The organism is Pseudoalteromonas sp. S1608 (assembly GCF_005887265.1).
Taxonomy (GTDB): domain Bacteria; phylum Pseudomonadota; class Gammaproteobacteria; order Enterobacterales; family Alteromonadaceae; genus Pseudoalteromonas; species Pseudoalteromonas undina.
Map to the genome: position 1 here is coordinate 1 of NZ_PNDK01000009.1, position 13,353 is coordinate 13,353.

Genomic DNA, 13,353 nt, shown 5'->3' on the forward strand with positions numbered 1-13,353 from the left:
ATATGTGGCTATGTAAAACTCGAGCAACTACGAGTATATCGCCGTTTGGAAGAAACCAAAGGGCTGCGCATGTTTGGTATTTATGCTGCGTTATCGCCTATTTATGGGGAATAACCACACTACATAGGCTCTGCCTTGCCTAAAAACCAAACATACTGCTGCAAATCCAACCATCAAAGATCAACACGCCCTAAATAACCAAGCTCAATAAATAGCTTACATCTTTAAATAAAATGCTTTGCAAAGCCCGACATAATCAGCTGTGTAGGTGTTGTTTTCATCTTTTATGCAAAGCACTGATTGCTCTAATTCTGTTTTGATTGAGCTAAAGCGCATTAAGCTGCGGCTGAACACTTTACTCGGTGTGGTTTTTACTTGGCAATGCGCGCTTAAATACAGCCCTTGCTGCTGCGCCAAGGTTATAAATAACTGTGCCTCTTCACTAGGCAAAATTAAATTAAAACGTGCTTGCTTATGCGTTAAGCGTTTAAACGCAGCAATCAGTTCTGCAAAGCTTAAACCATCGGTATGGCGAGCGGCATTGCGTGCTGCATTATCACTTTTTAAACTGTGATTAAAATAAGGTGGATTAGATATAACGCAATCAAATTTAGTCTCAGCCGCAAACTGCTGTACACACTGGTGATAAATGCTAATGTCTGGCCAAGGGCTTTGCTGGCAATTTTGTACAGCTTGCTGGTAGGCGGCCTTATCAACCTCAACCGCACTCACCTTTAAATCTGGCACTCGCTGTTTACACATTAACGCCAACAACCCCGTACCTGTGCCAATATCTAATAACGAACTTGCACCGCTTAAATCAGCCCATGCTCCAAGTAAAATACCATCGGTAGATACCTTCATGGCGCACTGGTCGTGCTCAACCTTAAATTGTTTAAATGCAAAACCAGACATTTTTTCACCTTTTCATTCACCAAGTAGGTTTAAGTGCGTATAATTAACGGCAATTGTCCCCTATTTTTGACACTCTATGCAATTTTCTGAATTTGATCTTGATAATAAGCTACTCAATGCTATTAATAAAATGGGTTTTGAAACCCCTACTAGCATTCAACAACAAGCCATTCCTGAGGCGTTGCAAGGGCGTGATATTTTAGCGTCTGCACCAACAGGTACGGGTAAAACGGCGGCATTCTTAATTCCAGCAATTCAATATTTAATGGATTTCCCGCGTCGTGATCCGGGCTTTGCACGGGTATTAATTATGACCCCAACTCGCGAGCTTGCTTATCAAATTCATGAACAATGTGAGTTACTTGCAAAACAAACCCACTTAAAAATTGGGGTGGTTACCGGCGGTATTAATTACGGTACACACAAAGAAATTTTTGAAAATAATAACGACATTTTAATCGCCACACCTGGGCGTTTAATGGAGTATTTGGAAACTGAAAACTTCCACGCAGAAAACGTAGAAATGCTCATTCTTGATGAGGCCGACCGCATGCTCGACATGGGCTTTCGTAAAGAAATGCTGCGTATTTGTGATGAAGCTAAAAATCGTCGTCAGTGCTTTTTATTCTCAGCTACTCTTGAAGGTGACAGCGTAGAATTATTTGCAGAGCGTATTTTAAACGACCCGGCTCTGCTTGAAGCCGAATCATCACGCAAAGAAAAAGCTAAAATACATCAATGGGTTCATTTAGCTGACGATTACCATCACAAGCTTGAGCTATTAGTTAACACCTTAAACGGCCCTGATGTTAGTAAAGCGATTGTGTTTGTAAAAACTCGTGAGCGCCTTGAAACCCTTATTGGTGAACTAACCAATAACGGCGTTAAAGCTGCGTGGCTACGTGGTGAAATGCCACAAGATAAACGCATGAAAGCGATGGAAAATTTCCACAGTGGCAAAACCCGCATTTTAGTCGCGACCGATGTAGCCGCGCGTGGTATTGATGTAGCTGATATAAGCCACGTAATTAACTTTGATATGCCTCGCACTGCAGATGTTTACGTACACCGTATTGGCCGTACAGGCCGCGCGGGTAAAAAAGGCATAGCGATTTCACTAATTGAAGCGCACGATATTGGCATCCTTTACAAAGTAGAACGTTACATAGAACAGAAGCTAAAACGCCGTGTATTTAAAGGATTAGAGCCAAAACATAAAGAAGCTAAGCCACCAGTTAAAAAGCGTAAAGATCCAGTAAAAATGAAAGCGAAGAAAAAAGCCAAAGCTAAAAAGAAAAAATAGCTTTAGCTTTAATACATTTGATTGAGCCGACGTTTGTCGGCTTTTTTGTGGCTTAAAAACAGTGAGTAAGCAATTCAGAGTAATATGTAAAAACTACTTAGCTGAATAACTACTTAATAAAATATCCAATTATTTCAAATGGTTAATTTTGGAATGAAACTTGTAACCCAAGCTAGTGTATGAGTATTAAAACGCCGAGTATCGGCGCTGCTTTTTCAAAAACACTAAGGATATAGTTATGAGTCGCATTAAATTTACTATCGGTTTTATTTCGTTTTGTTGTTTATTTTTATTAGTCTCTGCTTTTAAAGTTAGTGCAGCAACGCATTTAGCAGTAGTAAGTAGTGTGGCCACACAACCTAATTTACAACAATCTATTACTCATGAGTTACGTACTAATCCAAATTTAGAATTAGAAAATTTGAACGTACAGGTCGAAAATGGCGACGTTGAACTTAATGGCAAAGCTAATAACGGTTTTGAACGTGCTCTTGCACAAAAATTTTTAGAAAATATGGATGGAGTTAAAGTAATTCGCAACAAAATTAGTGTTATTTAATACACCTCCTTCTTAACTTATTCTTCAGCGCTGCTTGCTTCTCCAACACAAGCGGCGCTTTTTATGGCCTGCACAATATAAATTCAATACAGACATAATCCCAATCCAGTTTAAATAGCTTGATTAAAAGCCTTTTCGTTTACGCACCAATCGCGACGCTCATTGCAGCTACTTATACCATTGAATCCTTTATTACTCACAGACACTTACTATATAGGGCTTGCATCAAGCTTGAGCACAAATTCGATTAATTAAGTAATCTATTTTGAGATGAGAAACCTTATCGATATAGTTTTCTAATTGAGACGCTTTTAACTTAGTTAACGCAAGGCTTTAATTACTTCAGATCATCAATTAATTATTATAAAAAAGCGCGTTTTACTTTGTAAAAACGCGCTGATAGTCAGTAACTATTTCCCAATGCTTTTACCTTCGGGGTTTTAAATTATTTACTCACCTTGTCTTGCATCAGTATTATTGTCACCCTCTTTATTTGCTGACTGCTGACTTATTTTATCGCTTATCATGGCATCGAGTTTTTCACCGCCCTTAATACCAAAATCCAGCGTACGAATAGGAAACGGAATACTTATATCAGCAGCATCGAGTGCTTGCTTTACTGCCACAACGCCTTTGTGACGCACCGTCATAAAGTCGGGCTCGCCAGGGTATTTAATCCAAAACCATACCAGTAAGTTTATACTGCTATCACCAAAGCCTTCTGCGTATACAGCGGTCTCATTTTTGCGGATCACAAAGTCGAATTGATTAATTTTATCGACAATAACTTCACTGGCTTTTTCTATATCATCAGCGTAAGAAATACCTACAGGTACCTCTATTCTTCTGACCCCTAAAGTGCTGTAATTACGCAGTACATTTCTAAATAGTATTTTATTAGGAACCAGTATCAACTGCCCGTAAAAGCTCTCTATTAGTGTGTTGCGCAAGTTTATTGAATGCACTGAACCAAATACGTTATCGGTCTCGATAACATCACCCGCTTTGAACGGTTTACGAATACCCATAGCAATACCCGCAATTAGGTTTTCGGTCATATCTTGAAAAGCAAAACCAATGGCGAGACCAACAATACCTGCACCCGCAAGCAGTGACGTAACGGTACTTTTTAAGCCCATAAAATCAAGGGCAATAAAGACCCCGACACTCAGAACAATAACTTTAAAAATGGAGGCCATTAAGTCAGCAATTTGAGTAGAATCGAGCGAGCGACGCAATACTTTTTTCATTCCTTTGCCTGCAAGGCGGGCAATAAATGAAAATATAATCGCAATAATCACCGCGACTATAAAGTTAGGGATATGACTTATAACAACATCAAACCAACCGCCGAGCTTCTCTTCTATAAGTTTTTCGGCTTCTGTAATTGAGGGAATTGAGAGCATTTATTTTATACCTTAGTTTCTATTAATAACCTAAGGTTTGCAAAAATAGCGCCAGTATAAAAAAAGCCATGCAATGCATAGCTTTTTGGGTATGTGTTTAGCTGCAAATAGCGCTAAATTTAGCTTTGCTCTTCGCGCAAAAATACCGGTTCAAGTTCTTTAGTGGTTGCTTCTGAGCTAAAGTAATAACCGGCCACGGTAAACTCTTTAAGCTGACTTAATTGCGTGACTTGGTTTTCGATAAGGTAACGCGCCATCATGCCGCGCGCTTTTTTAGCGTAAAAGCTAATCACTTTATATTGGCCGTTTTTACAGTCTTTAAAATGTGGCGTAATAATTTGTGCGTTAAGCGTTTTTTTATCTACCGCTTTAAAGTATTCGTTAGACGCTAAATTAACTAAGTATTGTGCATCTTGTGCCGCTAAAACGTCGTTAAGTTTATTAGCAATAATACTGCCCCAAAACTCATATAGGTTTTTACCACGGCTGTTTTCAAGCTTTGTACCCATTTCTAGGCGGTAGGCTTGCATTAGATCAAGCGGTTTTAATAATCCGTATAAACCCGAGAGTATACGTAAATGCTCTTGAGCATAATCAAGTTGCTTAGCCGTTAGGGTGTCGGCATCTAAACCGCCATATACATCGCCATTAAAGGCAAGCACCGCTTGTTTAGCATTACTCGTAGTAAACGGTTGCGCCCACTCACTAAAACGTGCTGCATTAAGGCCCGCGAGCTTATCGCTAATTTTCATTAAACTGCCAATCTGCGCAGGAGTTAGTTCACGGCATACTTTCATGAGCGCTTCGCTGTGCTCAAGTAATTCAGGTTGAGTGAACTTATCTGTTGCGGGTGGCGTGTCGTAATCAAGATTCTTTGCTGGTGAAATAACAGTGATCATAGTTAGCTATTGACTTGTAAATTATTTAATGTCAATTTCAACATTAAATGAGACGAAAAGCACGTTTTGTTTAAAATTATCCTACCTAAAACTCAACCGTTACCGTTTTTTCATTGATAAGGACATAAGACCTATCAAGCATTGTCACACTGTTGCAGTATAGCTATATTAAGGTAGTTTAGATTTTCTTTTAACTTGCTTGGAATGAGGAAAAGCAAATGACTAGCGCTCTACAAAGGCTTAAACAACACTCTTCTATCGTGGCCGACACGGGCGATATAGAAGCCATAAAAAAACATCAACCTGAAGATGCGACTACCAATCCATCGCTGCTTTTAAAAGCGAGCGAGATTGAAGCTTACAAACCTTATCTAGATAAAGCATGGCAATACGCTAAAGAAACCGAGCAACAGCCTGCAAAACAACTAGAGCTGGCTTGTGACTATTTTGCAGTATTACTCGGTAAAGAAATTAGCGAAATTGTTCCGGGTTATATTTCTACTGAAGTTGATGCACGTTTATCATTTGATACCCAAGCAACAATTAATAAAGCACATACTTTACTAAGCCTTTACGAGAAAGAAGGTGTAAGCAAAGACAAGATTTTAATTAAAGTTGCCTCTACGTGGGAAGGCATTAAAGCCGCAGAACAGTTAGAAAAAGAAGGCACTAAATGTAACTTAACGCTTTTATTTAGTGATGCTCAAGCCCGTGCCTGTGCTGATGCAAACGTATTTTTAATTTCGCCATTTGTTGGCAGAATTTTAGATTGGCACGTAGCAAACGGTATGGAAAAACCAACCGACCCGCTACAAGATCCTGGCGTACAATCGGTGCGTAGTATTTTTGAGTTTTACAAACGTCACGATTACAAAACGGTTGTTATGGGCGCAAGCTTTCGTAATACCGGTGAAATTATTGCCCTTACAGGTTGCGATAAGCTAACAATTAGCCCTAATCTTTTAGAAGAGCTAGGTAATTTAGAAGACGCACAAGAATACTTACTAGAAAACGATATTGCTAAAGAGCCAAAACCAGAGCCACTTAGCGAAGCACAGTTCCGTTGGTTACATAACCAAGACGCTATGGCTACTGAGAAACTAGCTGAAGGTATTCGCTCATTTGCAGATGCGCAAGAGCAACTAGAGGCACGCTTTAAAGCGATGTAACTAACAGCTGTTTAATGAGTTAAGAAACGTCGCTTTTAGCGGCGTTTTTTTATGTCTGCGATTTACTTTAAATACTCGACTTGTCCCCATTTACGTTCTTTTTGTATTGATCTTCATCAAAATACCACCCATCAGTAACAGTTTCGTCACATTTATATTCTATTTTATTAATAGCTGTGGTATAGATACTGCCGAGGTTCAAAAAGTGGTCAATAGGAGATAATCAATGGATAGCCTAAACGAAATAATAGAGATATTAGAAGGTTCTGATACATCGAAAAAAACCTCTCAAAAAAATAAAAAAAGAAAATGGCGCGAAATAGAAGCAATAAAAGATAAGCAACGTTTGCGCAAAGAACTACAGGAGCTCGACTATTTTGCTGATAGTATTGCTATTGATGAATTAGAGTTTTAATCAACAACAGCAACTAAAAAGGCTTTCATTTATGAAAGCCTTTTTTAATACCAATTACCCTATACTTGCCAATTAATGGGCTGCGCTCCTTGCGCTATTAACAGTTCATTGGTTTTTGAAAAGTGCTGACAGCCAAAAAAGCCGCGATGCGCTGAAAGCGGTGAAGGGTGCGGTCCAGACAATACATGATGGCGCTGGCGATCAATGCTTTTACCTTTCTTTTGTGCATGTGCGCCCCACAAAATAAACACCACTCCTTGGCAATGCTCATTTATATGAGTAATTACGTTATCGGTAAATTGCTCCCAACCTAAATGTTTATGGGAATGGGCTTGGCCTTGCTCTACTGTTAATACGGTATTAAGCAAAAACACGCCTTGATCTGCCCAGCTTTGTAAATAGCCATGCTCTGGCGTAATAAAACCATTAATGTCCGTCACTAACTCTTTATAAATATTTTTAAGTGAAGGCGGGAGCTTTTTAACTTCAGGCAATACAGAAAAACACAAGCCATGCGCTTGCCCTTCTCCATGGTAAGGGTCTTGGCCTAATATAACCACTTTAATATCGCTAAGTGGAGTTGCATCAAACGCGTTAAACACCTGCGGTTCTGGTGGATACACAGCAATACCGTTTGATCGTTTATTCGCAACATATTCAAGGGTTTGCTGCATATATACTTGACTAAGTTCGTGATTTAAAAAAGATGACCAGTTGCTCATAATTGACTCTTAATAAGTTCTCTAGATACCTCAATTTTGTCACACATTTGTGCTAACCCATCAAGCATTCTAGGGGAAAAACGATGTAATAAATCCGCGTTAACGCTAATAAATTGCTCATATTTAACCGCCGGAATTTCAGGCCATTGCTGCCAATTAACTGTAGGTATTACCCGTTTTGATTTTTCATCAGGAATAATAATAACTTGTGGCTTAGTCACTATCACGTTTTCAATGCTGATTTGTGGGTAATCTGTGTCGCTGTCGGCAAATACATTGGTCACTTGGCAGGTTTCGATTAACTGATTTATCCAGGTATTTTTTGATACCGTCATCATAGGCTCTGGCCACAGCTGATAAAACCCAGTAAGCATGGTTTTATTATGCTGCGCGGCTTTAATTGCGTTGAGCTTAACTGTAAATGCCTCAGCTACTTTTTTACTTTGCTCAATATGACCGGTTAATTGACCTAATTTTAGTATTTCCTTAGCTACGCCTTCAATAGAGCGTGGATTACTTAAATGCAATTCAATCCCTAGTCGCTTAATTTGTGCTAAATCTTCTGCCTGATTACCGCTTTTCCACGCAATGACCATGTCAGGCTTGAGCATGAGTAACTTTTCGATAGAAATGCCATTATAGCCGCCGATACGCTCAATTTTAGTCGCCTCTTGTGGGTAATCTGCGTAATCCAGCGTGCCCACTATTAGATTACCCGCCCCAATGGCATATAAATTTTCGACTATGTGTGGTGCCAAAGCCACAATACGAAGCGGCTTGTCGGATAAGGCTTGAGGTACATAAACAGCAAACAATAACAGCCCAAGAATAATGCGCTTTAACATTAGTAATCAAAGCCTTTTAGTGCTTTTACGCCCGACTCAAACGCATGCTTTACATTACGCACTTCACTTACGGTATCGGCCAGCTCAATTAAGGTACGGTGCGCAGCACGGCCAGTAATAATTACCGATTGCATTGCAGGTCGGTTGTTAATTGCAGCAACCACTTCCTCAAGGTCGATATAGCCATAGGTCACCATATAGGTGAGCTCATCGAGTAATACCACATCGATACTGCTGTCGCTTAGCATCCGCTTTGACTCTTGCCATGTTGCTTGTGCTGCCGCAGTATCGGCCTCTTTATTTTGCGTATCCCAAGTAAAACCTGTGTTCATAACAGCAAATTCAACTCCAGCACCTTGTAGTAAATTACGCTCACCACATTCCCATGTACCTTTAATGAACTGACATACCGCGGCCTTTTTACCATGGCCAACACAGCGTGCAACCACACCAAAACCAGAGGTTGATTTACCTTTGCCATTACCAGTAATAACCTGAAAAATGCCTTTTTCTTGCTGTGCCGCTGCTACTCGAGCATCAACTTGTTCTTTTACTTTTTGCTGGCGCTGTTGGTGCTTGTCGTTTGTTGATTCAGTCATTGTTATGTCCTTGGTAAATTTTAATAATTTGTTCAATGTTTAAATGTGTTTGGCACATTTCAGCGAGGCGTTCTAGCTGGCGCTCGCGATGCTCATTGATGCTGATACCACTAATTTCACTGTCTGGTTTTAGCCACTTTAATAGCAGCTCTGTAGCGGCTGCGTTGTCAAATAAGCCATGTAAATAAGTACCAGCAATAGCATTATCATCACTAATAAAACCATCAGTTTCAAAGCCATTTGGGTGTTTATTAAAGCGAATAAGTGGTTTGTTGAGCGCCTGACCTTTACTGATCCCAGCATGTATTTCGTAACCCTGACAAGCAACCTGCTGCTGGTTTAAATTGAGTATTGCATTTACTTGGCTTAGCACTTTTTGCTCACCTAAAATGGTATCAAAATCACTAAGCGCTAACCCAGCTATTTGCCCTAATGATGATTCCACCGCATTAGGGTCACAAATCGTATTACCTAGCATTTGCATACCGCCGCAAATACCCAATACTTTGCCACCATAGCGTAAATGGCGTTTTATTTGCTGATCCCAGCCTTCATTTTTTAAAAATACCAAATCGCTAAGTACATTTTTACTACCAGGCACAATAATTAAATCAACATCAGGAATTGTTTGAGTATGGCGCACATAGGTTATATTTATATGTGGGTGTAATCGCAGTGCATCAAAATCGGTATGGTTACTAATATGAGGCACTAGCAGCACCGCAATATTAATGCTGGCTTCGGTCACATTATTATCTATAGCAACGGCATCTTCGGCATCAAGTGCTAAATCGTGTAGGTAGGGTAACACCCCTAACACAGGTTTACCTGTGTACTCTTCAAGCCAATCTAACCCGCCTTGTAATAGGCTAATGTCACCACGAAAACGGTTAATCACAAAGCCTTTTACCCGTGCTTGCTCTGATTCGCTTAATAGCGCCAAAGTCCCTACTAGGTGAGCAAACACACCCCCTTTATCAATATCAGCAATAATAATTACCGGGCAATCGACCTTTTCGGCGTAGCCCATATTGGCGATATCGTTTGCGCGTAAGTTAATTTCAGCTGGGCTACCAGCCCCTTCAACCAACAATAAGTCAAAGCGTTTAGCTAAACGATTATGCGAGGTTAATACCGCTTCCATAGCCACTTTTTTATAGTCATGGTAAGAGTCGGCTTCCATATTGCTGATAGCCCTACCATGAATAATAACTTGCGCGCCGGTATCACTATTGGGTTTGAGTAATATCGGGTTATAGTCTATTTCAGGTGCAACTTTTGCCGCAACGGCTTGTAATGCTTGTGCTCTACCAATTTCACCGCCATCATGAGTTACGGCACTATTAAGCGCCATATTTTGCGGTTTAAACGGCGCTACATTAACACCTTGATTAGCAAACACTCTGCAAAGTGCTGCAACCAGGGTACTTTTACCCGCATCTGAGGTAGTGCCTTGTACCATTAGTGTTTTCATTATTGAACCACCAGCTGACGCTTACGAAAATACAATATACTTAAAAAGAATAGACTGCCGATAGCCGCCGTGATCACCCCGATTGGCAACTCTTGATTACTTAATAGTGAGCGAGCGAGCACATCGACCCACACCATAAATATTCCCCCGACTAATCCGGTCATTAATAATCCAACGCGGCTACCTTGAGAGATAAAAAAGCGCACTATGTGTGGCACCATCAAGCCAACAAAACCAATACCACCACAGTTGGCAACTAACACGGCCGTGATCAACGAGCTTAAAATAAGCATTAAAATTCTAAAACGATGTACTCTTACGCCAAGCGTTGTCGCACTTTCATCGCCTAACAACATGGCATTAAGCTGGCGCCTAAAACCCAACATGATTATTGTACAGACTATAATGACTAAGGCAGGTAACAGCAGCGACTGCCACTGTGCTTTAGCAAAACTACCTAAAGTCCAAAATAAAATAGCCGCGACCGCTTGTGGATCGCTCCAATAAAGTAACAAACTAGTAAAAGCACTAAATAAAAATGATAGGGCTACCCCCGCCAATAACATCGATTCAACTTGGGCATTACGCTGGCTGCCAGCAATTAAAATTAATAATCCCATCGCCACTAAACTACCGGTTAATGCCGCCCCAGATAGCGCAATACCCGCCCCAGCTCCCACAAAAGACATTAGTATAACCACACCTAATGAAGCGCCGGACGAAATACCAAATAAATAAGGATCTGCTAAGGGGTTACGGGTGACTGTTTGTAGTATTAAACCTGCAATCGCTAAGCCACTACCGGCTAAAAAAGCCAGCAAAGTACGTGGCATTCTTAATTCAATAATAATACGGCTGGTAAATGAAGCCTCGTTTGAAAAGGTTAAGCTTTGATATACATCTGCGAGCGACGTGGGTGCCGCACCAAAACTCAGTGCGATAAATAAACTTAATAGTGCGCATAGTAGCGCAGCGATTAATGCAACGGTATGGTTAGAAAAAACCGTCATATTATTGGTATCCATAATAATAAGTAATATGAGGAATAGCCTCACCCGAAGCTGCTGATTGAGGGTGAGTGCTCACTTGTGCACAAACGCCAAACACCTCATCCAGCATCTGCTCAGTGACTACTTTATTTGGCTTACCTGCATCAACAACTTTTCCATTTTTAATAACCACTAACTCATCACACATAGCAGCAGCTAAATTTAAGTCATGAAATGACGCAAATACCGTGTTCCCTAGAGATTTAGCCAGCTCCATAAGTTGAATTTGATATTTCACATCAAGGTGACTAGTTGGTTCATCCATAATAAGAAGTTGCGGTTGCTGCACAATAGCGCGGGCAATAAAAGCACGTTGCTTTTCACCGCCAGATAGCGAATCAAATAATTGAGTACTATGAGATTCAAGCCCCACATGGCTAATAGCCTGAGCTATTTTTTGTTTATCTGCTTGGGTGGTCGAACTGAATAACGTTTTATGTGGCGTAAGCCCTAGAGCCACAACATCGAATAACGAGAGATTAAATTGCGACGGTGTTTCTTGGAGCACAACGGCAACTTGCTTGGCGTAGTCTTCGCTTTTTAGTTGCCAAATATCGGTGTTATTAAATTTAACCTCTCCCGCTGACGGCTGATTAAATCGATACAAGCACCGCAGTAAACTCGATTTTCCCGCACCATTAGGACCAATTAAGCCAACAAACTTGCCACGCTCAATACTCAAATTAATATGCTCAAGGATTAAGGTGTTACCCACTCGCCAAGAGACATTATTAACGGTTAGAAGTGCAGTTTTTTTAGCGGTTTGAGTGTGCAAAAAATTATCCTAGGCAGGGAAAACCCACACTCAGTACCACAAGTACCAAAAAGAAAATGAGTTAACCCGCTCGTTATATGAAGTTTTAAGGCACTTGTATCTGACTTACAGTAAAACTGATTACAGTTACGGGTATAGTTGAGGAGTTTCACCTCATTCCAAATGCTTGGCTATTATGCGCAGATAAGTAAATAATTTAAAGCAAAAAAAACCGCACTCAGCTGAGTGCGGTTAAAAGGGAGTGTTTTAACTGAGGCTTAGTTAAAACTTATATTCCATACCTAAACCTAGGTAATCTTGGTTAACGTTGTTGTCCATATCAAAACTTGAGTAAAAGCCAAACACCTTAAGATTTTTGTTTAGCTTGTGGTCAACACCTACCGATACTGCACTTTTATCATCGCTGTCATCAAAATCCATAGTTTGATATTGCACTTTAAAAGTGTTGCTACCCATTAGGTAAGCTGCATTCACTAAGTAACCGTCAGCTTCAGCGCTACCGTCTACTTTTTCTTGTGTTTGGTACATTGCACCAAGTCTAAAGTCTTCAATTTTACCTTGAACTGTTGCACGTACTACGTCGTAACCATTTACTTCACTATCAGCAGCAACAGCAGCATATACAGCGCTCTTTTTAAGGCCAGCATCACCATAAGTTAACGCCACTGAGTAACCATTTTTGGCATCTTTATCATCTTCTGCAATAAATGAAGCTAATACTTTAAAGCCTTCATATGAGTTTGAAGCGTAAGATACTGAGTTACCTAAGCGGTTTTCACCTTTAAAAGTGTTTTTAATATCACCTTCAAGGTCATTAAATAAATCAAGTTTACCTTGCGCCTGCTTTAGCGCTGTATCGTTACGGCCTATTACTACCTGACCAAATGAACCTTTAAAACCTACATATTGATTACGTGCTGAAATATTATCTTTATCGCCTTTTGAGTCAGCATCCGACACATCAACCTGAAATTCAAACTTATAAACAGCTTCTAAACCGTCTGAAATTTTTTCAGACCCTTTAAGTCCGAAACGAGATGCATTACTTTTAATTTCAGTAAACGACCCTTCACCATCGTCAGATGATTGAACGGTTACATTCGCTTTACCGTAAATGTCTACTTCTGCAAGCGCATTAAAAGATAAACCACTAAGTAAGGCTAAGCATAAGCTCGATTTTGCAAATTTCATGTTATTTCCTCGATAATCACAATAGACTAATT

At 40.2% G+C, this 13,353-nt stretch carries 14 protein-coding genes and 1 riboswitch; of the genes, 4 read left to right on the forward strand and 10 right to left on the reverse strand.

What is annotated here, in order from left to right:
- Positions 1-216 precede the first annotated feature (216 nt).
- Complete coding sequence (locus tag CWB75_RS04395) at positions 217-915, reverse strand: tRNA1(Val) (adenine(37)-N6)-methyltransferase (protein ID WP_010391527.1); 699 nt, start codon at positions 913-915, stop codon at positions 217-219.
- Between the two features lie 76 nt (positions 916-991).
- Between CWB75_RS04395 and srmB the strand changes: the two genes are divergently transcribed.
- Positions 992-2,218, forward strand: coding sequence for an ATP-dependent RNA helicase SrmB (gene srmB / locus CWB75_RS04400; RefSeq protein WP_010391528.1), 1,227 nt, complete (start codon positions 992-994; stop codon positions 2,216-2,218).
- A gap of 238 nt (positions 2,219-2,456) precedes the next feature.
- The gene (locus tag CWB75_RS04405; protein ID WP_036956628.1) at positions 2,457-2,777 is read left to right on the forward strand and encodes a BON domain-containing protein; all 321 of its coding nucleotides are present in this window, start codon (positions 2,457-2,459) and stop codon (positions 2,775-2,777) included.
- A 449-nt stretch (positions 2,778-3,226) separates the two neighbouring features.
- On the opposite strand, the gene CWB75_RS04410 is transcribed toward CWB75_RS04405, so the two are convergent.
- Entirely contained in the window at positions 3,227-4,183 is a 957-nt protein-coding gene (locus CWB75_RS04410; protein ID WP_138569996.1) for a mechanosensitive ion channel family protein, read from the reverse strand.
- A 119-nt stretch (positions 4,184-4,302) separates the two neighbouring features.
- Positions 4,303-5,082 (reverse strand): peroxide stress protein YaaA, encoded by a 780-nt coding sequence (gene yaaA, locus CWB75_RS04415; protein WP_013465813.1) that lies wholly within the window; start codon positions 5,080-5,082, stop codon positions 4,303-4,305.
- A gap of 218 nt (positions 5,083-5,300) precedes the next feature.
- On the opposite strand from yaaA, the gene tal reads away from it, so the two are divergent.
- Both tal and CWB75_RS04425 read left to right on the forward strand, forming a co-directional pair.
- The gene (tal, locus tag CWB75_RS04420) at positions 5,301-6,251 is read left to right on the forward strand and encodes a transaldolase (protein WP_138569997.1); all 951 of its coding nucleotides are present in this window, start codon (positions 5,301-5,303) and stop codon (positions 6,249-6,251) included.
- Between the two features lie 226 nt (positions 6,252-6,477).
- Positions 6,478-6,666 (forward strand): DUF3545 family protein, encoded by a 189-nt coding sequence (locus CWB75_RS04425; protein WP_008110646.1) that lies wholly within the window; start codon positions 6,478-6,480, stop codon positions 6,664-6,666.
- Between the two features lie 59 nt (positions 6,667-6,725).
- Here CWB75_RS04425 and ung read toward each other — a convergent pair whose 3' ends face one another.
- The 7 genes from ung to CWB75_RS04460 form a co-directional block, all read right to left on the reverse strand.
- Positions 6,726-7,388, reverse strand: coding sequence for a uracil-DNA glycosylase (ung, locus tag CWB75_RS04430; RefSeq protein WP_138569998.1), 663 nt, complete (start codon positions 7,386-7,388; stop codon positions 6,726-6,728).
- Positions 7,385-8,233 carry a cobalamin-binding protein gene (locus CWB75_RS04435; RefSeq protein ID WP_138569999.1) on the reverse strand — a complete coding sequence of 283 codons (849 nt, stop codon included), beginning with the start codon at positions 8,231-8,233 and terminating at the stop codon, positions 7,385-7,387. Before CWB75_RS04435 ends, ung begins: the two co-directional genes overlap by 4 nt.
- Entirely contained in the window at positions 8,233-8,832 is a 600-nt protein-coding gene (gene cobO / locus CWB75_RS04440; protein WP_010391538.1) for a cob(I)yrinic acid a,c-diamide adenosyltransferase, read from the reverse strand. The genes CWB75_RS04435 and cobO overlap by 1 nt, the downstream gene beginning before the upstream one ends.
- Complete coding sequence (locus CWB75_RS04445) at positions 8,825-10,306, reverse strand: cobyric acid synthase (protein WP_138570000.1); 1,482 nt, start codon at positions 10,304-10,306, stop codon at positions 8,825-8,827. Before CWB75_RS04445 ends, cobO begins: the two co-directional genes overlap by 8 nt.
- The gene (locus CWB75_RS04450) at positions 10,306-11,316 is read right to left on the reverse strand and encodes a FecCD family ABC transporter permease (RefSeq protein WP_138570001.1); all 1,011 of its coding nucleotides are present in this window, start codon (positions 11,314-11,316) and stop codon (positions 10,306-10,308) included. Before CWB75_RS04450 ends, CWB75_RS04445 begins: the two co-directional genes overlap by 1 nt.
- A 1-nt stretch (position 11,317) precedes the next feature.
- Positions 11,318-12,130: an ABC transporter ATP-binding protein gene (locus CWB75_RS04455; protein WP_138570002.1), complete on the reverse strand. Its 813-nt coding sequence runs from the start codon at positions 12,128-12,130 to the stop codon at positions 11,318-11,320.
- Positions 12,131-12,204: 74 nt separating this feature from the next.
- Positions 12,205-12,342: riboswitch (cobalamin riboswitch) on the reverse strand.
- A 49-nt stretch (positions 12,343-12,391) separates the two neighbouring features.
- A complete protein-coding gene (locus CWB75_RS04460; RefSeq protein WP_138570003.1) occupies positions 12,392-13,321 on the reverse strand; it encodes a porin in 930 nt (309 codons plus the stop codon).
- Positions 13,322-13,353: the final 32 nt, after the last annotated feature.